We start from the raw sequence: 20,120 nt of genomic DNA, 5'->3' as shown, positions 1-20,120 counted from the left end.
TGTTGACAAACATTGACAAATTCAAATAACTATTGATAAATATTTACAAATGTTGAGGCAACTATAGTGTGAATAGTTTTATTACAGTGTGAATAGTTTTGCAAATACACAATCGACTCTTTGCGCAGTTTTTAAGCTACGCAAATCAGATTCAACAAAAACAGTAGAAGACGCACTCAAACCATTTTTGCTCAAAAAATCCCGATAAATCATAATATTCGGTTTGCGCAAATGAGACTCGCAAGATGCACTAACGCCATTTATCTCGCCAAGTATTGGGCAAGTTTCGCGCGCGCAATCAATCCACTCTTGCGAAGCATTTCCCAGCGCCCAAACGCGCACACCTTTTGCAATCAAATCGCGAGCAAAAGAGGCAAAACGCGCTCGCTCCCCTAAAAATCCGCGTGAAAAATTCTTAAAATACAGGCGATAAAGCCATGTTACGGCAGGTCCGTGATGCTCGCTAAACGATTCCAGTGCGCGCTGGCTGCTCCATGCAGCCTCTCGCAAAGCTTCGTGAAACTCAAAACCCCATTCTGGCTCGTAACTAAACAGAACTTCGCCAATATAATCTGGGTAATCTGAGCCCAACGTGCGCCGCGAATCCCAATCAACAAGAAGATGCAAGTCAAAAACAACATCTGTTATGCCGTTTTCAACAATTTTTTGCGCGCATAAATCGCAATAAGCGTCACTATTCTTGCAATCGTCACTATTCTTAAAATCATTGCGATTAGGCAAAAAATCTTCTGTACAAACCATTAAAAATCCTAAATTATTCGGTTGGCGAAATTCCGCCAACATAGGATGAAATTCCAGAAGCGCCAGGAGCTACAGAAGAACCAGAAGAACCAACGCCAGAAACCCCAGCCCCAAAGCTAGCAGGCAAATTGTTCAAATTATAACCAAGCGCCTCAAGCTGCGCGCGCCCATCTTCCGTAATATTTTCAACACTCCAACGCGGCTTCCAAGTCCAATCAATCCTAAATTCGTCTACAAGTCCAACCAGCGCACTCGCACACTCGTCTTCAATCAAATCTGTAAGCGGGCAAGCAGGTGTTGTAAGCGTCATAGTAAGAATTGCACGCCCAAGCTCATCAATCTCAATCCCGTAAACTAACCCCAAGTCAACAACATCAATACCAAGCTCTGGGTCCACAACATTGTGCAAAGCCTCTTGAATATCTTCCTCGCTTACGCGACCAATATTGTTTGCGCTAAGAGTTGATTCTGCTTGATTTTCTGCCATCTTGTTCCTTATTTTTAAGTGTTACAACGCGATTTTTTTAAGTGTTACAACGCGATTTTATAAAGCTACATACGATTTTATAAATCCTCAATAGCCTTTGCAATACCGTCTTTTAAGCCTTCCCACGCAAGCAACGCGCACTTGATTCGCATTGGATATTTAGAAACGCCTTGAAAAACCATCGCATCTTCCAAATCATCCTCGTCTTGCTCGCTTTTTAATCCAACTCCCCTAGATTCCATAAGCTTGTGGAAAAGAGCGGCCAATCGCAAGGCATCCGCAACGGTTTTCCCCTCAACCAAATCAACCATAATCGAAAGACTCGCTTGCGAGATTGAGCAACCGTGGCCATCCCACTTAATACTTTTAATAAGCGCATTGCTTGAATTGTCAGCATTTTTAGCAAGTTCCACATGCATTGTAACCTCATCGCCACAAGTTGGGTTAAATTGATGAGATTCGCCAAATGCGTAGTTTTTGCCAGTTTCTACAGCACAATTTTCGTGATGATTTGTAATTGTTATATTAGAATCGTTTTTAAACTCATCGGCTGCTGGCGACTTATCCGAAGCCTCCTCAACTTTCTCTTCCTGCATCTCTGCTTTAGAAAGGCTCTCTGTGCTTAAAAAATGTGTTTTTCCGTGCGGATTCCTAGCAGCATCTAAAATCACTTCTTGATACATGCTTTCTAAGTCGCTACTTACACCGTTAGCGTCATCAAAACTCATATCAAACATACGCTCTCCTTGCATTAAAATATTACGACTATGCGCCAAAATATGCGCGAACATGGCAAACAGCTTCCACAAGCGCGCGAGCTTCTTCGATTGTGTTATAAACTCCAACAGATGCGCGATTCGAAGCGTACACGCCAAAATGGCGATGAATCGGCTGAGCGCAATGATGCCCAACGCGAATCGCAATTCCTTGCGCATCCAAAAACTGGCCAACGTCATGCGGATGCACGCCTTCAACTTCAAAAGAAACCGTTGCAATACGGTTGCTTAAATCAAGTGGTCCAAGCACGCGAACCCCTGGAACATCTTGCAATTTAAGCAATTCTGCGGCAAGTTCCTGCTCATGCTGTGCAACTCGATTCATGCCCAACTCGCGAAGCCAATCCGCAGCCACTCCTGCAGCGACCATTTGCGCAACTGGCTGAGTTCCTGCCTCAAAACGGTAAGGCGCTTCCATATATTGCGCCGACTTATTAAGCCACGCAAGCTCCACCATAGACCCCCCAAAATTAGCAGGCGGAAGAGCGTTCAAAAGATTGCGGCGGCCATACAAAAACCCAACTCCTGTAGGACCGTACATTTTATGAGCACTAAACGCTGCAAAATCAACGTCTAACGCGTGAAAATCAACTGTAATATGCGGAACGGACTGGCAAGCATCAAGAACAAAAATCGCACCAACCTTGTGCGCACGCTTGCAAATCGGCGAAACATCCGTGATCGCGCCAGTAACGTTGCTAATATGCGTAACTGCAACGATTCTAGTGCGCTCATCAATAACAGTGCTCAAATAATCCGCGTCCGCGCGCAATCGTCCATCTTCAGTTACATCAATCCAGCGAAGCTCCGCACCCGATCGAATCGCAAGCTCTTGGAATGGCAATAAAACGGAATGATGCTCTGCGCGAGAAACAACAATATTATCTCCCCTATTAATCACAAAATGATTGCACAAAGTTAAGTTATCTTCCGCAAAACCAGAGCGATTTAGCTTAGCGTTAATAGTGGCGTTTCCAATAGAAGTTGCAAGAAGATTCAACGCGCCTGTAGCGCCAGGCGTAACAACAATCTCTTCGCTGCCTTCTTTGCTACAAGCACCAACGAGTTTTGCAACCTTTGCTCGCGCTTCTTCAAACGCAACTGTGCTAAGCGCTGCCAACTCGTGCGCTCCTCTATGCACGCCAGCATTAATCGTTTTATAAAACTCGCTTTCGGCATTAATTACAACTTTCGGCTTTTGAGAAGTTGCTGCAGAATCCAAGTAAATCAAGGGTTTTGAATGCACTTTGCGACTTAAAATCGGAAATTGAGACCGTAAATCTTCAAAATCGCGCATTAGCGCAAAGTCTGTATCAAGATTTTTATGATTAAACATTCAAAATCACCTTTTAATCAAATTTATAACTTAAAAGCCGCTCCCCCAAAACAATGATTGAAGGAGCGACTTTCAAGACTTAAATCTTAGTAATTAGCGCTTTACGAACAGCTAAGCCTAAAAGCATAAAAGCCTAAAAGCTTAAATCATAAAGCAGAAAGCTAATTAGAATCCAAATTGTGCCGCAGCTTGACGAAGAGTCTCTGCAGAACGCTTCAAAGCAGCAAGCTCGCGATCCGAAACTGGAGTATTCAAGCGAGAATTTACTCCGTTGCGGTTCAATAAAGTTGGAACAGACATGCAAACGTCTGAGATTCCGTGGAAGTCTTCAAGCAAAGAGGAAACTGGCAAAATGCGGTTGGTGTCGCGAAGAACAGCCTCAACAATATCTACGCCAGACATTGCAATAGCGTAGTTTGTAGCGCCTTTACCGTTAATAATCTTGTAAGCTGCGTTCTTAACTTCCTGATGAATCTCTTCGCGCTTAGCTTCATCCAATGGCTCATGACCTGGAAGAGCATTCCACTCGCACATTGGAACACCACCAATAGTTGCAGAAGCCCAAAGAGGAACTTCGGAATCGCCATGCTCGCCAGCAATATAAGCGTGAACGTTCTTAACGTTCACACCAGTGTGCTGAGCAATAAGGAAGCGCAAACGTGCAGAATCAAGGTTTGTACCAGATCCGAACATTTGATTAGCAGGAAGACCAGAAAGCTTCATAGAAACATGCGTAACAACATCAACAGGATTTGTAATAAGCATGTAAATTGCGTTTGGAGCAACCTTAACAACATTAGGAATAATCGACTTCATAATATTGATGGTTGCACCTGCAAGCTCCAAGCGAGTCTGGCCAGGCTTTTGACGAGCGCCAGCAGTAATAACAACCATATCGGCATCGCGGCAAATTTCAACATCGTCGGAGCCAGCAATAGAAACAGCTGGGTAGAAGCTAGAACCGTGCTGCATATCGAGCACTTCTGCTTCAACACGTTCCTTAGCGATATCCTCAAGCACAATTTCACGAGCAACACCGCGCTGAGCAGCAGCAAACGCAAGCGTAGAACCTACTGCGCCAGCACCAATAATCGCAAGCTTTGTTGGCTTAACCTGAGAATTCACCATTAGAAAACCCCTTTTCCACAAACCGAATCAACCCTCTAGCTAATAAATAACTCAAAATATAAGGGCTGCTCTAATAATAGAGATATATGCATGAACAGTTTTTACTTTAATCACACCTAAGGAGTTTTGCTTAAAACGCAATTTGCATAAGTTTTGCAGCCAAAGAATCTCCAACAAAAGCATCTAATTCTATGCCAGAATCCTTATATTCCACTGATTTTACAATGCCATTTTCCCTAACTTTAGATAGCAAAGATCCAGAATAATCACTATAAGGAAGCCTAACTTTAACATGAACATGTGGTGAAGGTAACAAATTTTCTATGCGCGTTCTTAAACGGTCAATATTTGTTCCACTTGCAGCAGACACAATTAAAGAATCAGGGTACAACGATTGCAAGCGCAAACGCATTGGCTCTTGCATAACATCCGACTTATTAAACGCAATAATTTGCGCAATATCTTCCACACCGTCAATTTGAGCTAAAACCTCGTTAACTGCCTCAATTTGAGAAACAGGGTCTGGGTGAGAACCGTCAACAACGTGCAAAATAACGTCTGCTTGGCCAACTTCTTCCAAAGTGGACTTAAACGCTTCTACTAGCTGAGTTGGCAGCCTTCGCACAAAACCAACCGTGTCTACAAGCGTATAAGCGCGACCATCTTTAGTTAAAGACTTTCGAACAGCAGTATCCAAAGTAGCAAAAAGCGCATTTTCTACAAGCTCCTTAGAGCCAGTAAGCCTATTTATAATCGAAGATTTTCCAGCATTTGTATACCCTACTACTGCAACAGTTGGAATATCTTGACGACGCCTAGATCCGCGCTTTGTCTCGCGAGTCGGTGCCATTAACGCAATGTCGTGACGCAATTTTGAAATTCGATTCCTAATTGCGCGCCTATCCATCTCGATTTTTGTTTCGCCAGGGCCTCTAGAGCCTATTCCTGCGTCTCCTGCAGCGCGACCGCCAGCCTGCCTAGAAAGAGCAGCACCCCAACCTCTAAGTCGCGGAAGCATGTATTGAAGCTGAGCAAGCTCGACTTGTGCCTTTCCCTCCCTGCTTGTTGCATGTTGAGCGAAAATGTCTAAAATAACAGCCGTTCTGTCTACAACCTTGACTTTAGTGGCATCTTCCAAAGCTCTTCTCTGACTTGGTGGAAGATCGTCGTCTACAACAATCGTATCCGCATCATTTTGCGCCACAACCGCCGCAAGTTCACGCGCTTTTCCGGAACCAACATACGTTGCTGCATCTGGCCTATATCTTTGTTGCAACATGCCGTCACACACTACTGCTCCAGCGGTTTTAGCAAGAGCGGCCAACTCTCTAAGAGACTCTTCTGCTTGGCTTAAAGTTCCGCGAGCGCTAGACCACACGCCTACTAAAACAACGCGTTCCAGCCTTAGTTTTCTGTATTCTACTTCGGTTACGTCTTGTAATTCTCCAAGGCCAGCAACTCGTTTTAAGGCGTTTCTTGATTCGCGCTCTTGCCAAGCTTCATCGTTGCTTTCTAGGCTTGATCCAGCGTTTGCATTGTCTAGCAGAACTTCACTATGACCTGAAAGAACGTCTTTATGCTCATTTTTATACTCAGGCATATTATTATCACCACTTGCCAAATCGCTGTTTGCTAAAGTATCTACCAAAACTATGCCCTTTGCTATTTTGCTTTAACTACTAACGCTAAATCCCTTGTTAATACACGATTTACAACGTTTGTTTTATTATTGTGAATCTAGAAGACATAATTTTTAACGCAACACTAAAATGGCTATTAACACTTTTAATAAAACTAAAAAGACGAGCAGCATTAATGCTACTAAAACAAACAAGAATACTAAAGAATCTAAAACTAGCGGCGAACAGTATTTTTCCGCTAATCCAAATTCTTTAGACTTAAGACGGACTTTGCAAGTTGATTTGCGCGGTCACAAAGTTAGCGTGCAAGTTTCTAACGGAGTTTTTAGCTCTTCTAAACTTGATTTAGGAACTGCAGTTCTTCTTAAGCACGCTCCACAACCCCCAGAAAATGGGCGATTTTTCGATATCGGTTGCGGATGGGGCGCTATTAGTTTGGCTTTAGGTTTTGAATCCCCTAATGCGCAAATTTACGCAGTAGATGTTAACGAGCGCGCTCTAGAACTTACTAATATTAATGCAAAAAATGCTGGATTAAATAACATTCACACTTATCTTGTAGAAGATGCGCTAAAAGAACTAAAAGAAAATGCGCTACAGGAAAATACACAAAGCGAGGACGCACAAAAAAACATTGATCTTATTTGGTCAAATCCTCCAATCCGCGTTGGAAAAGACGTTTTGCACAATATTTTGCTAACATGGCTTCCTCGATTAAAAGTTGGTGGAGCTGCTTATTTGGTTGTTCAAAAAAATCTTGGTTCCGACTCCTTAATCCCTTGGCTTTCTAAAAATCTTGGTGAAGATTTTAGCGTTGAAAAATACGCAAGTTCTAAGGGATACAGGATTATAGAAGTCTTAAGAAAATAGGATTTAGCAAGATTTAACAGGATTGAATATGAACTTTGACTATCCTAGTAAACTGCCGATTTGTTCTGCACACGATCAGATTATTGAAGCTATTAAAGAGTCGCAGATTATAATCGTATCTGGTCAAACTGGTTCTGGCAAAACCACTCAAATCCCAAAAATGGCTTTGGAACTTGGCAGAGGCGGTCGCGGAAAGCAAATTGTTCACACGCAACCTCGCAGGCTTGCTGCGCGCACAGTTGCCGAGCGAATCGCAAGCGAAATGGGTGTTAAGCTTGGCGAAGAAATCGGCTACCAAGTGCGTTTTAACGACGAAAGCTCATCTAAAACAAAGCTTCGCATAGTTACAGACGGTATTCTACTTGCTCAAATTCAGCGCGATCCACTTCTTACGCGCTACGACACGATTATTATTGACGAAGCTCACGAGCGCAGCCTAAACATTGATTTTTTGCTTGGATATTTAACAACTCTTTTGCCAAAGCGCAAAGACTTAAAGCTTATTATTACTTCTGCAACAATCGATTCTGCAAAGTTCAAAGACCATTTTGAGCAAGCTTTACACATTAAAGTTCCTGTTATAGAGGTTTCCGGGCGAACATACCCCGTGCGCGTACTTTACGAGCCGCTTGGAAGCGCGCCTTCGCTTATGAAGCATGTTCCAGGTTTTGCCGATATTGCTATGGACGATGAAAGCGTTGCGCAAAGCCAAAGTCTTTCTAGTTTTTCGCAAAGCGGAGATATTTGCGATGAAGACATTGCTTCTGCTGTAACTCGCGCATGCGCTCAACTTGTGATTCATTCAAACCACACTCAAGGCGCGCGAGATATTATGGTTTTTGCTTCTGGCGAGCGCGATATTCGCGAGTTTGAAGCATCGTTGCGTTCTTATTTCGGTACACGCACAAGCGACATGAATCGCAGTGACGCCATTGAGATTGTTCCACTTTTTGCGCGTCTTTCTTCTAAAGACCAGCATCGCGTTTTTGAGCATCACACTCATCAGCGTATTGTAATCGCCACTAATGTTGCAGAAACTTCTCTTACAGTGCCTGATATTCGCTACGTTGTAGACCCTGGTTTTGCTAGAATTTCGCGCTATTCTAAGTCTGCTAAAGTTCAGCGTCTTCCTATAGAACCTATTTCTCAAGCAAGCGCGGATCAGCGCTCTGGCCGTTGTGGGCGAATTGCAGATGGAATTGCTATTCGCTTGTACTCTAGGGAAGATTACGATACTCGCCCACGCTTTACCGATCCCGAGATTTTGCGCACTTCACTTGGTGCTGTTGTTTTGCACATGCTTTCTGTTGGAGTTGCTAAAACTGGCGAAGATATAACGAATTTTGGATTTATTGATCCTCCAGATATTAAGGCTGTGAGCGATGGTTTTAACGAGCTTAGTGAGCTTGGCGCAATAAGCAGAAAATCAGGTGTTATAAGCTTGACTCGAATTGGCCGCGAGCTTAGTCATATTCCAATTGACATTCGTTTAGGCCGCATGATTATTGAAGCTGCGCGCAACACTACGCCTAATACTTTAGCTGCGATTCTTGTGATTGTTGCATTTTTGAGTTTGCAAGATCCGCGCGAGCGCCCAGAGGACAAGCGCGACGAAGCAGATAGGCTCCACAATCGTTATGCAGACGAGTTAAGTGACTTTTTAACAGCATTGAATATTTGGGATCGCATATTCCAGGCAGATGGCGAAATCAGCAACAACGCACTAAGGCGACTTTGCAAGGAGGAATTTTTCCACTTTTTACGCCTAAAACAGTGGAAAGATTTAGTTAATCAGCTTAAAGATTTATGCAAAGAACTTCATTATAATGTTGGCGAAGCGCTGCCAATTAAACGCGCACCTTTGCAAATCCGCCAATTGCCAAATAATCAACAAGCGGCTCACAGTCTTTGTTGCACTTGGGATTATCAAGGAATCCACTCTTCTATGCTTTCTGGCTTGCTTTCTATGATTGGCATGCAAGTTATTCGCGAGCCTAAAGCTTCGGATTTTGCAGGACTTCGCGGAACAGCCAAAATTCGCGCAATTAAGCGCGCTCAAAAAATGGCAAAAAACGATTATCAAGGCGCTAGAAGCACAAGGTTTGCAATCTTCCCATCTTCATCTGTTTCTAAAACAACTCCTTCATGGATTATGTGTACGGAATTGGTTGAAACTTCTAGACTTTGGGCAAGGTATTGCGCGCAAATCGACCCTGCTTGGGCGGAGTCTTTAGCTAAGAATCTTACTCGCGTAACATATTTAGATGCTCATTGGAGCGCAAGCAAAGGTGCAGCAATCGCTCAATCGAAAGTGCTTTTGTACGGCTTGCCTATTGTGCAAAATCGCACTGTTCAATGGTCTAAAATCAACCCTTACGAATCTCGAATGTTAATGATTCGTCAAGGCTTAGTCGAAGGAAACGTTCAACAGCGTTTTCCATTTAACGATTTTATCTCCTCAAATATTAACGTTTTGAACGATGCCGATAATCAAACAAATCGCACTAGGCAAGCAAGCGAAACCGTAAACGACGAGGATTTGTTTACTTTTTACGATAATAAACTTCCTCAAGAAGCTACGACCATTGCAGATTTGGCTAAATGGTGGAAAAATTACAGGCTTCAAGATCCGCATTTTCTTGATTTTAACCCAGATTGTGTTGAGCGCTTGCAATACGCAAATGACACTGATTTAGCAGACTACCCCGATACTTGGCATACGATTGGAACAGACGGCCAGAAAATTAATTTGCGCTTAAGCTACATTTACGATCCGCATAATCCTTTAGATGGCGTAACTGTACACGTTCCGCTTCATGCTCTTTTGCGACTTAAGCCTCAAGAGTTTACTTGGAATGTGCCAGGCTTATTAGATGAGCTGATTATTGGAATGATTAAGTCTCTTCCTAAGACTTTGCGCGTGCAATTCGTGCCAGCTCCAGATACTGCTCGTAAAATCCGCGAGTGGATTGACGAAAACTACGATTATCTTCCAGGAATAAACGAGAATCCACAAGAAGATTTTATTTGGCAAGATTTTAGCGAAGTCTTTACTAAAGCTGCGATTAGTGTTGTTGGAGCGCAAATCCACCCAGAAGTTTTAAGCGATGAACAGTTGCAACGGCTATCTCCTTATTTGCGCGTAACTTTTAGCGTTGAGCAAAAGAAATCTAATCCAAACAAACCTAATCAAAACAACTCGCATAATCGAAACAACAAGCGTATTAAGCCTACTGTTTTAGGAACAGACAAGTCGCTAATAAGCCTTCAGAATCGCTTTGCAAAATCAGCTCAAGAGTGTGCGTTAAATGTTGTTAACAGCAAGGCAATTAAAGCAGCAGAGGCCGGAAATGTTGTTGAGCGAGCAGATTTATTACACAAGTCTGGTGCAACTAATCTTTCTAGATCTCAAATGGTTTGGCAAGGCGCGCTTAACATGCTTATTTTAGACGATAAGCGCATTACATCTAGATGGCTCGGAAGCGAGGCTTTGCTACTTGCTTCTGCACCTTATAAGTCTTCTAAAGATTTGGCTCAAGATTTGCAAATGGCAGCTATTAAGCGACTTATACCAAATACGCAAAAAATTACTAACGATGTTGAGCTTAAAGAAGCCGTTGGAAATATTGCCGAAGTTTACGAAGACACGGTTTATAGTGTTGCGCACAGTGTTATTGCTATTTTGGAGCGATTTGCTAAAGTCGAGTCTGCTGTTAGCGGCAAAGCCGACTTGCCAATGCTTAGCGTTCTTCAATCGATTAAAGAACACGCATCTTCGCTTGTTTTTCCTGGATTCATTGCAAAAGCAGATTCTAGCGCACTTACTTCAATAGAGCGCTACTTACATGCGGATTTGATTCGACTTAACAAAGCTAAGTCAGACAAAAATCGAGATGTTCAATGGGCTTGGCAGGCAGATGAAGCTCAAAAGCTTGTGTTAGAAGCTCAAAAGAGAGCAGAAAGCTTGCCTGCAGGACCTAATAGAGATGAGGCTCAAGAAAAAGCACAAAAACTAAAGTGGATGTGCGAAGAATTCTACGTTTCTCTTTGGGCGCAAGAGCTTGGAACAGCATACCCGATTAGTATTCAGCGCATGAAAAAACTATGTTAGCGTAAAAACTATGTTAGTTTAAAAATGCGCGGCATAAGACTACAAAAAAGTGGTCACTATCCACGCAGCCAAAGATGACTGCAAGATAGTGACCACTAACATATTGAGTAAATAATAATTACTCTTTAACCATAAGGCTACGAGCAATGTAAACTACTAAGCCAATAAAGGCTACAATAGCGCCCATCATAAGCAAGTTAGAATAACCTGCACCTAAGCCTTGGATTCCAGCAAAAGAGAATCCTTTTAGCAAGTTTCCGCCAAAGAAACCGCTGAAAATGGAAATACCGATTGATGCTGTAACATTCATAACTAAATCGTTCATACCGCATCCACGACCCGATTCTTCAACAGGCAATGCGCTAAGAACCGTTGAAACGATTGGTGAATACATAAGTCCGCAACCAGCGTAGTAAACGCATGCGCACAAAGTTAGAACAAGGAATCCGCAATTGATGAATACAGCAGCTCCGACCCATCCAAGAATCATAAGAACAGCAGCTGTAATAATGCCAGCTTTACGTCCAATGAAACCGATAATTGCTCCAGAACATGTTCCAAACACTGCTGCTACAACAAATGCCCATACAAGGTAGGAAGAAACTGCCTCAGTGCTCATATGATACAAAGCTCCACCAATAACATTGTAAATTGGAGGCATGCAATAGTTAGTAAAGTAGAAGATGAAGATCAAAATAATGCCCGAAAGCCAACGCTTATTCTTAAAGAATGCAGGAGTTACAAACGGGTTCTTTGCCCTCATAATGTATCCAGCGAATACAACAAACAGCACGATGGATCCAAGTAGCAATCCCCAAGCTTTGTAAGAGAAGAACAAAGTCAGCAATGCAACAGCAATACCAAACACTGTAAAGCCGAGTTTATCAATCTTTCCACCAATACCGTTCTTAGTTGGTAAGCATTTAACAAGTACTGGCAGGAATAGAATGGTTACTGCAGGAATAAGGAACAAATATTGCCAAGCGATAGAGCTTAAAAGACCAGCAGCAAATACGCCAATAGAAGCAGAAAGCTGATAGGCTGCAGTAAAGAGTCCAAAGAAAATTACCTTAAGATCGTTGCGCAAATACTTAGTTGCAATAACAAGGAATGAAGAACCTGCTACTTGCTCGCCAGCTGTTTGTAAAATACGCGCAATAATAACAGTCCACAAGTTTGGAGTGAAGAAGAAGTTTGCAATAAAACCGAACAAGGATCCAACAAACAATGTTACAAGTCCGATTGTTATGAGTCTACGAAGCGACACAAAGTCGCCCAAAGAGCCGTAAATAAAGCACACAATGCCTAAAACAATAATTGGCAAACTCGTAATAAGCGAAGCTTGATTAGGAGCACCAACAGCTTTACCAATCTGATCGAATACCAGATTAAATCCCTGCAAACACAATGTTCCAAGAATAAAGGTTATAAGAAGTAAAATTAGCGAGTAAATCGCCACTTTGTCGCGGGTTTTTGGATCCTCGTATGGGTCTACCGCGCTAGATTTTGCAATCTCAGTCATAATAATCCAATCAATTAATATTTTTAGTTTCTACATTGGTAAATAAGGCACGTCGTATATTGCGGAAAATGTTGCGATTTACGGCGTGTCGAACAACAAAAAGCGTAGTTAAAACGGAATTAAAAACGCATGAAATCCACACTCAGCCAGCAATTTTAGCCAAGCCAGAAATACGCGTCATAAACTCGTTCAAGAATCGTGGAACATCAACGCCAACAGCAACTTGCATTGTTTTAACAGGGTCATTCAAGCGCGTAACGTCTCCAATTGTGCGTCCACGAGTTGGACCTTCAACATCCACTTGCATATTGATTGGAAGCGTTGTAACAAGCGTTGGATCCACAGCTACAGCCACTGCCAAAGGATCATGCAAGCCGCATCCGCCAAGGTGCGGAGCCGTAGTCTCATATGCCTTAATGTAAAAATCGGTCATATCTGCAAGGAACTTGCCAGCCTTTGTGCCAAGGTCACGCCACTGCTTTGTCTCCTTGTAAGTAAGCAAAGTCTGTAAAGTAACATCCAAACCAATCATTGTTACTGGAGCACCAGAGCGGAATAGTACATCTGCAGCATCTGGGTCTTGAGATATATTCGCCTCAGTCCAAGCGTTTACGTTTCCATGAATAGTAAGCGCGCCGCCCATAAGAACAATCTTGCCAATCTCATCTTTGATTTCTGGAGCCTTCTTCAATGCAGCAGCAATATTTGTCATTGGTCCTGTTGGAACATACACCAAATCCTTGCCATATTTCTTTACAGAATCAATAATGAAATCAACAGCGGATTCATCTTCTGCTTTGCGAGGAGAATCTGGAATTTCAACATCGCCAATTCCGTTATCTCCGTGAATAAATGCAGATATTGGAAGAACTTCAAACGAATCTTTTGTGCTTGCGTGCGAAAGTCCCTTATAAACTTTTACTTCTGGATGCCCAAGTAAGTCTGTGATTGCAAGCGCATTACGAACACCTTGCTCCATTAAAACGTTGCCATACGTACCAGTTATGCCAATAAGCTCCATTTCTGGGCTTCCAAGAGCATAAGATATAGCGAGAGTATCGTCAACACCAGTATCAAGATCAAGAATCAGCTTCTTCACTTGAGTTACCTCCCTTTGTGTATTTGGCATGATTTTACAGTCGTTGTAAATCATGGATTGCACGAATATTTTCAAAATTATTCAAATGCAACCAAGCAAAAATTCTATCCACATAATTTTGAAAATCAACATTACAATTAGATAATTTTAGACATATAATTGTTTCTCTATTGTGCAATAGTTTGCGATTTTTGTTATAAAATGTTCCAATCGCAAGCAAAAGTTAAATTAAATAAACAAACGTTTAGATTATACTTAAAAACTAACATTCAAACACAAACATTCAAATATAACAATCTAAAAAATTTTGTGAAAAATGTTAAAAAATAATCAAAGAAAAACCTAAAAATAAAACGCGCGACACGCCACCACGGCACATCGCGCGATTTAATAGTCAACACAAACTAAACGCAAAAACCTACAGTCTAGGCAAGTATTTCTCGAGTTCGTAAGGCGTTACTTGTCGACGATACTCTTCCCACTCTTTATGCTTATTGCGCAAGAAGTATTCAAACGCATGCTCACCTAATACGCTAGCTACAAAATCAGACTTCTCCATAATCTTCAAAGCTTCATCCAAAGACTCAGGAAGAGGCTGAATGCCCATAGCTTGACGCTCAGCATCCGTAAGCTCCCAAACGTCGTCGCTAGTCGGATCACACAAAGTCATTTGCTTTTCAATGCCATCTAAACCAGCAGCCAACAAAACAGAGTATGCAAGATATGGATTCGCAACAGGGTCAAGCGCGCGAAACTCCATACGGCAAGAATTGCCTTTGCCTGGTTTATATTGAGGCACACGCAAAAGCGCGGAACGGTTGCTATGACCCCAGCAAACATAGCTAGGAGCTTCCGCTCCACCCCACAAGCGCTTATAAGAGTTAACGTATTGATCTGTAACAGCGCAAATTTCTGCAGCATGATGCAAAATACCAGCCGCAAATTGGCGCGCAATAAGAGACATATTAAACTCTTGACCAGCCTCGTAGAAAGCGTTGGAATCTCCTTCAAACAGGCTTAGATGCGTGTGCATACCAGAACCAGGCTGATCTGTAAGCGGCTTAGGCATAAAGCTGGCATACATTCCGCGCTCAAGAGAAATCTCCTTAACAACAGTGCGGAAAGTCATAATGTTATCTGCAGTAGTAAGAGCGTCTGCATATCTTAAGTCAATCTCGTTTTGACCAGGGCCGCCTTCGTGGTGAGAATACTCAACAGAAATACCCATCTGTTCAAGCATGCTCACAGCACTACGACGAAAGTCCATTGCCGAACTTCTTGGAACGTGGTCAAAATACCCACCTTCATCAATAGGGACAGGTGTTTTAGACCAATCGTCTTGCGCTTCAAATAAGTAAAACTCAATTTCTGGATGAACGTAAAAAGTAAAGCCCTTTTCTTTAGCTTTTGCGAGCGCAGTTTTAAGAACGTGACGAGGGTCTCCAAGAGACGGCTCACCATCTGGCGTTAAAACATCGCAAAACATGCGTGCCGTACCTTCTGGACCGCCATGCCATGGCAAAAGTTGGAAAGTCGAAGGATCTGGCTTAACAATCATATCGTCTTCTAAAACACGAGTCATGCCTTCAATCGCAGAACCGTCAAAGCCAATACCCTCTTCAAACGCAGCTTCAAGCTCTGCTGGAGCAATAGCAACCGATTTAAGCGTTCCAAGAACATCCGTGAACCATAGTCGAATAAAACGAACGTCACGCTCTTCAACTGTACGCAAAGCGAATTCTTGCTGTCTATCCATATCTACAGTCCAATCAATTTAAGTGTGTAACTATATGTTTTTTCTCTCATACTCTTTAACTAATATTTAAGAGACTAATTATTATATTATCTCTTACTTTTCGCTTTTATTTAGCTTTATGAGCATGAATTTACTTATTTTTAATGTAACAATCTAATAGCAATCTAGTAGCAATCTATTTAACATAGACTACATCTTTTTGCCATATTTATAAAAAATCTCTTTTGCTTGATCATCGCTTAAATCATCTGTACTTGTAACTTCAATCCCAGATTCTTTAAGATCTTTAACACTTGAGTAGCAAATCATAAGATCTTCAACGCATCTAGCAGACATTGCAAGAATCATAGGTGGAACAGCATCTAAAACACCTTGCTTATATTCGTAGATTTTTGCATCGATTTTATTAGCACGATTCACCATTAAAATAGCAGGCATTCCGCGAAAATAGTCGGTAAATTTTTTAACTGATTTTTCTGGATTGTCTTCGTCTAAATCGCGTAAAACTGCCACTCCCCCATTTTCGTCGTTAAAACAATCCGCATTAACTCCAGCCATTTTGCAAAAACATGCAAGAAGCTCCCCTGGCTCTATAGCTGTTAAGAACAGCGCGCACTTTGCCTTTTTTCCAAGCAGACCTTGCAAATCTTCTTCAAAATCTGCTTGCTCAATCTTTTTTACAGCATCATCGATTGAATCACGATTTTGCTCTTCGCTAAACTCTTTTTCAAAACCAAGCAATGCGTCTTCAAGTTCTTTATCGGTAAAAGAAGTACGAACATCGTTAGAATCATTAGAACCAACGCCATTATTGCCATTAACGCCATTATTATTATCGCTAACGTTATTGTTTTTATTCAAATCGTCGTTATCTTTACACATATTTTTCCACCTTCTAAATCACAAAACCTTGTTTTTACTTATCTTTACTTGCTTTACTTATCTTGATCACTTCTTAAAACGCTTAAAATCACTCTAAATCACTCTAAGAATATTCTACGCGATTAGCTTTATTTTAGGCGCTTATTTTAGGCGCTTATTTTAAGCACTTGGTAAGCAAGCTGGACCAAACAATATTTTTAGCTCTGCAAAAAGTGACGTATCTCGCTTGACTCTAAATCTATCTCCAAAAGATAAGACTTTTGCGCACCCCTTAGAGTCAATCAAAGCAAGATTTACTTCGCAACAACCAGGATGCCTTGTAACAATGTTTTCAAGCTCTTTTATACGAGACTTTTCTAGCGCTTGCAAAGGCAAAACAATAGTTACAGGTTGAGCGTCTTCTGCCTCTAAGCTTGGAACTTCAAAATCCGTAGCTCTTAAAGAAACAGTTTCGTCTCGAACTTCTACCTGGCCCCTAATTCGCACAACTTGATCAATCGCAAGTTCTGCAGCAGAAGACTCGTAAACTTTGCCAAAGAACATGCATTGTATTGAGCTTTCCATGTCTTCAATAGTTACAATCGCCCAAGCATTACCTTTTTTAGACACTCGCCTATCTACGCTAGTAACAAGTCCTGCAAGAGTTACTTGTTGATTTTCGCTCATAGTTCTAGCACGGTTTAGAAGCTGCGCAATCGACATTTCTCTAAGACCAGCCAAAACAGCAGAAAGTCCACTCAAAGGGTGATCCGAAACATAAAGTCCAAGCATTTCTCGCTCGAAGTTTAGCTTCGTTTTTTTATCCCACTCTTCAACATCTGGAATATTGATTTGTGCATCTCCAAGCTCGTTACTTGAATCATCCAAATCGGCAAAAAGGTCAAATTGGCCACCTGCCTGCTTTCGCTTAATAGAAATAACTGAGTCAATTAGTGGATTATAAACTTCAAAAAGTGCTCGCCTACAAGTGCTAATTGAGTCAAAAGCACCAGATTTAATAAGCGATTCAACAAGTCTGCGATTCAGAGATTCAAACGATACGCGATTTACAAAATCCTTAAAATCAACGAATTTTCCGCGCTCGCTTTCCCTCTCGCTAATAATATCGTTAACTGCTTTATCTCCAACGTTTCGTACAGCTCCAAGGCCAAAGCGCACAACATCTCCAACTGCAGAATATTCAAGAACCGACTCATTAATATCTGGTTGCAAAACGCGAATACCCATGCGCCTTGCTTCGCCTAAGTAGAGTGCCGTCTTATCTTTATTAGTGCGCTCGTTTTGAAGCAATGCAGCCATAAATTCCACAGGATAATGCGTTTTTAAGTAAGCAGTCCAATAAGAAATCAAACCGTATGCAGCCGAGTGAGCCTTATTAAACGCGTAACCCGAGAATGGAACCAGAACATCCCAAACAGCTTGGGCAGCTTCTTCTGAATAACCATGTTCCTTCATGCCTTTAAAGAACGGTATTTTCTCTTTAGCTAGCACTTCTGGCTTCTTTTTACCCATAGCTCTACGCAAAACATCTGCCTTGCCAAGGCTGTATCCAGCTAAAATACGAGCAGCCGACTGCACCTGCTCTTGGTACACAATCAAACCATAAGTTTCGCCAAGAACATCTTTTAGTGGCTCCGCAACCTCTGGGTGAATAGGCGTAATATCTTGCAAACCGTTCTTACGCTTAGCATAATTGGTGTGCGAATCCATATCCATAGGGCCAGGCCTGTAAAGCGCAATCAATGCAGAAATATCGTTAAAGTTATCTGGTTTTAGAGTGCGAAGAAGTGCACGCATACCGTCGGAATCAAGCTGGAAAACGCCTAAAGTGTCTCCTCTTGCAAGAAGCTGATATGTTTCTTTATCGTCAAGCGGAATTTTAGTATAGTCAATAGGCTCTTTTCCATTATTTTCAACGTTTTTAAGAGTATCTCTAATAACTGTTAAGTTGGAAAGACCCAAAAAATCCATCTTAACTAAGCCAAGCGTTTCGCAAGTGTGATACTCAAAGGTTGTTGTAATCGTGCCATCAGTACGCTCCAACAGAGGAGATGTATCTGTAATAGGCTCCGAACCCATAATCGTTGCACAAGCATGTACACCCGTTTGGCGAATCAAGCCTTCAATACCCTTTGCTTCTTCTGTAATTCGCTTTGTATCTGGGTCGCTATCATACATCTCGCGAAACTCGCGAGCTTCCGCATAACGCTTTGACTTTTCGTCAAAAATATCGTGGAAACTCATATCTTTGCCGTTTTTTGGAGGCGGCAAAATCTTTGTAATTTTTTCTCCAACAGAAAACTCATAGCCCATTATTCGAGCAGAATCTTTAAGCGCTTGTTTTGTTTTAATTGTGCCATAAATCACGCATTGTGCTACTTTGTCTTTTCCATATTTTTCGCCAACATATTCCAAAACTTTGGCTCTACCTTCTGGGTCAAAGTCAACGTCAATATCTGGCAAAGACACGCGCTCTGGGTTTAAGAATCGTTCAAAAATCAAGCCATGCTTCATTGGGTCTAGTTCGGTAATGCCCATTGCATACGCAACCATTGCGCCTGCTGCACTTCCTCGGCCAGGTCCAACCATAACACCATGCTCTTTTGCCCAATTAATATAGTCTGCAACAACTAAAAAGTAGCCACAAAATTGCATTTGGCATATAACGCCGCACTCGTAGTCTGCTTGTTTTAAGACTTCAATAGGAACGTTATTGTTATATCTGCGCTCTAATCCCTCTTCGACTTTTTTAAGAAATAGCGAAGTCTCATCCCAACCTTTAGGGCAGTCAAATTGCGGCATAAAAGCGCCATCTTCGCCGTCATCAAACATAACATTGCATCTGCGAGCAATCTCAAGAGTATTATCGCAAGCTTCTGGAAACTCCTTAAAAAGCTCACGCATTTGCTCAGCAGACTTCAAATAATAGCCAGAACCGTCAAACTTAAAACGATCTGGATCATCTAAGCGAGATCCAGAATTAATACAAAGCATTGCATCTTGCGCTTCGCGATCTTCTTCGTGCACATAGTGCAAATCGTTTGTAGCAAGAAGTGGAGCATTCAGCTTCTTAGCAATCTCGAGCAAATCTTTTGTAACACGTGTTTCAATAGAAAGCCCGTGATTCATAAGCTCAATAAAGAAATTATCTCGACCAAAAATATCTTGGAACTCACCTGCAGCGCGTAAAGCCTCATTAAATTGGCCCAAACGAAGACGCGTTTGAATAATTCCAGATGGGCATCCAGAAGACGCTATAACGCCTTTAGAATACCTTGAAAGCACGTCTTTATCCATTCGAGGATATCGCATAACGCGACCTTCCAAATTGGCTATAGACGATGCTTTAAGCAAATTTGTTAAGCCTTCATCATTTTCGGCCCACATTGTCATGTGAGTAATCAAACCACCGCCAGAAACATCGTCGCTTCTTTGCGCTTCCGTTCCCCAATGAACTCGGCTTTTGTCTTGTCTGGCTGTTTCTGGAGTCACATAAGCTTCGATTCCAATAATCGGCTTAATCCCAGCTTTTACAGCCGTACTCCACATCTCGTATGCTCCATGCATATTGCCGTGGTCTGTAATAGCAATAGCTGGCATACCCAATTCTTTTGCACTCGCAACTAGGTCTGGTATCTTTGAAGCACCATCCAAAAGCGAATAATGCGTGTGATTATGCAAATGTACAAAGTTTGTTTCTGGCCTAGTCATGCTTGCCATTTTATAGATGCAATATGACCTGCTTTGCTAA

Annotated in this window: 13 protein-coding genes; 2 read left to right on the top strand and 11 right to left on the bottom strand. The window is 42.0% G+C overall.

Going from position 1 to position 20,120, the window contains the following annotated elements:
• Window positions 1–81: 81 nt before the first annotated feature.
• From AC1EKB_RS00810 to hflX, 6 genes are all read right to left on the bottom strand, one after another.
• A complete protein-coding gene (locus AC1EKB_RS00810) occupies window positions 82–762 on the bottom strand; it encodes an HAD family hydrolase (RefSeq protein ID WP_481248565.1) in 681 nt (226 codons plus the stop codon).
• Between the two features lie 13 nt (window positions 763–775).
• A complete protein-coding gene (locus AC1EKB_RS00805) occupies window positions 776–1,249 on the bottom strand; it encodes a metal-sulfur cluster assembly factor (protein WP_481248564.1) in 474 nt (157 codons plus the stop codon).
• 77 nt (window positions 1,250–1,326) lie between these two features.
• Window positions 1,327–1,986 carry a Fe-S cluster assembly sulfur transfer protein SufU gene (gene sufU / locus AC1EKB_RS00800; protein ID WP_481248563.1) on the bottom strand — a complete coding sequence of 220 codons (660 nt, stop codon included), beginning with the start codon at window positions 1,984–1,986 and terminating at the stop codon, window positions 1,327–1,329.
• Between the two features lie 28 nt (window positions 1,987–2,014).
• Window positions 2,015–3,361, bottom strand: a complete 1,347-nt coding sequence (locus AC1EKB_RS00795) for a SufS family cysteine desulfurase (RefSeq protein ID WP_481248562.1) — start codon at window positions 3,359–3,361, stop codon at window positions 2,015–2,017.
• A gap of 165 nt (window positions 3,362–3,526) precedes the next feature.
• The gene (locus AC1EKB_RS00790; RefSeq protein WP_004130300.1) at window positions 3,527–4,489 is read right to left on the bottom strand and encodes an L-lactate dehydrogenase; all 963 of its coding nucleotides are present in this window, start codon (window positions 4,487–4,489) and stop codon (window positions 3,527–3,529) included.
• Window positions 4,490–4,619: 130 nt separating this feature from the next.
• A complete protein-coding gene (gene hflX / locus AC1EKB_RS00785) occupies window positions 4,620–6,089 on the bottom strand; it encodes a GTPase HflX (RefSeq protein WP_415694764.1) in 1,470 nt (489 codons plus the stop codon).
• A 169-nt stretch (window positions 6,090–6,258) separates the two neighbouring features.
• Between hflX and AC1EKB_RS00780 the strand changes: the two genes are divergently transcribed.
• Both AC1EKB_RS00780 and hrpA read left to right on the top strand, forming a co-directional pair.
• Window positions 6,259–6,999, top strand: a complete 741-nt coding sequence (locus tag AC1EKB_RS00780) for a class I SAM-dependent methyltransferase (RefSeq protein ID WP_415694707.1) — start codon at window positions 6,259–6,261, stop codon at window positions 6,997–6,999.
• 28 nt (window positions 7,000–7,027) lie between these two features.
• Window positions 7,028–11,110, top strand: coding sequence for an ATP-dependent RNA helicase HrpA (gene hrpA, locus AC1EKB_RS00775; protein WP_481248561.1), 4,083 nt, complete (start codon window positions 7,028–7,030; stop codon window positions 11,108–11,110).
• Between the two features lie 118 nt (window positions 11,111–11,228).
• Here the strand turns inward: hrpA and AC1EKB_RS00770 are convergent, their stop codons facing one another.
• From AC1EKB_RS00770 to dnaE, 5 genes are all read right to left on the bottom strand, one after another.
• Window positions 11,229–12,632: an MFS transporter gene (locus AC1EKB_RS00770; RefSeq protein WP_481248560.1), complete on the bottom strand. Its 1,404-nt coding sequence runs from the start codon at window positions 12,630–12,632 to the stop codon at window positions 11,229–11,231.
• A gap of 142 nt (window positions 12,633–12,774) precedes the next feature.
• A complete protein-coding gene (locus AC1EKB_RS00765; protein WP_032839458.1) occupies window positions 12,775–13,731 on the bottom strand; it encodes a nucleoside hydrolase in 957 nt (318 codons plus the stop codon).
• A gap of 418 nt (window positions 13,732–14,149) precedes the next feature.
• Window positions 14,150–15,487: a type I glutamate--ammonia ligase gene (gene glnA, locus AC1EKB_RS00760; protein WP_004132594.1), complete on the bottom strand. Its 1,338-nt coding sequence runs from the start codon at window positions 15,485–15,487 to the stop codon at window positions 14,150–14,152.
• A gap of 189 nt (window positions 15,488–15,676) precedes the next feature.
• The gene (locus AC1EKB_RS00755; protein ID WP_415694703.1) at window positions 15,677–16,369 is read right to left on the bottom strand and encodes a hypothetical protein; all 693 of its coding nucleotides are present in this window, start codon (window positions 16,367–16,369) and stop codon (window positions 15,677–15,679) included.
• A 159-nt stretch (window positions 16,370–16,528) separates the two neighbouring features.
• The gene (gene dnaE, locus AC1EKB_RS00750) at window positions 16,529–20,080 is read right to left on the bottom strand and encodes a DNA polymerase III subunit alpha (RefSeq protein WP_481248612.1); all 3,552 of its coding nucleotides are present in this window, start codon (window positions 20,078–20,080) and stop codon (window positions 16,529–16,531) included.
• Window positions 20,081–20,120: the final 40 nt, after the last annotated feature.

This window comes from Gardnerella sialicivorans subsp. sialicivorans, from assembly GCF_056746795.1.
The sequence above is the reverse complement of the archived record's forward strand: the minus strand, read 5'-3'. Positions and strand labels throughout refer to the sequence as shown.

Bases quoted from the DNA above. Each gene is read 5' to 3' on its own strand.
- AC1EKB_RS00810 (WP_481248565.1), bottom strand. From the start codon at position 762: ATGGTTTGTACAGAAGATTTTTTGCCTAATCGCAATGATTTTAAGAAT.
- dnaE (WP_481248612.1), bottom strand. From the start codon at position 20,080: ATGACTAGGCCAGAAACAAACTTTGTACATTTGCATAATCACACGCAT.
- AC1EKB_RS00770 (WP_481248560.1), bottom strand. From the start codon at position 12,632: ATGACTGAGATTGCAAAATCTAGCGCGGTAGACCCATACGAGGATCCA.
- AC1EKB_RS00795 (WP_481248562.1), bottom strand. From the start codon at position 3,361: ATGTTTAATCATAAAAATCTTGATACAGACTTTGCGCTAATGCGCGAT.
- AC1EKB_RS00780 (WP_415694707.1), top strand. From the start codon at position 6,259: ATGGCTATTAACACTTTTAATAAAACTAAAAAGACGAGCAGCATTAAT.
- AC1EKB_RS00790 (WP_004130300.1), bottom strand. From the start codon at position 4,489: ATGGTGAATTCTCAGGTTAAGCCAACAAAGCTTGCGATTATTGGTGCT.
- hflX (WP_415694764.1), bottom strand. From the start codon at position 6,089: ATGCCTGAGTATAAAAATGAGCATAAAGACGTTCTTTCAGGTCATAGT.
- hrpA (WP_481248561.1), top strand. From the start codon at position 7,028: ATGAACTTTGACTATCCTAGTAAACTGCCGATTTGTTCTGCACACGAT.
- sufU (WP_481248563.1), bottom strand. From the start codon at position 1,986: ATGTTTGATATGAGTTTTGATGACGCTAACGGTGTAAGTAGCGACTTA.
- AC1EKB_RS00805 (WP_481248564.1), bottom strand. From the start codon at position 1,249: ATGGCAGAAAATCAAGCAGAATCAACTCTTAGCGCAAACAATATTGGT.
- AC1EKB_RS00755 (WP_415694703.1), bottom strand. From the start codon at position 16,369: ATGTGTAAAGATAACGACGATTTGAATAAAAACAATAACGTTAGCGAT.
- glnA (WP_004132594.1), bottom strand. From the start codon at position 15,487: ATGGATAGACAGCAAGAATTCGCTTTGCGTACAGTTGAAGAGCGTGAC.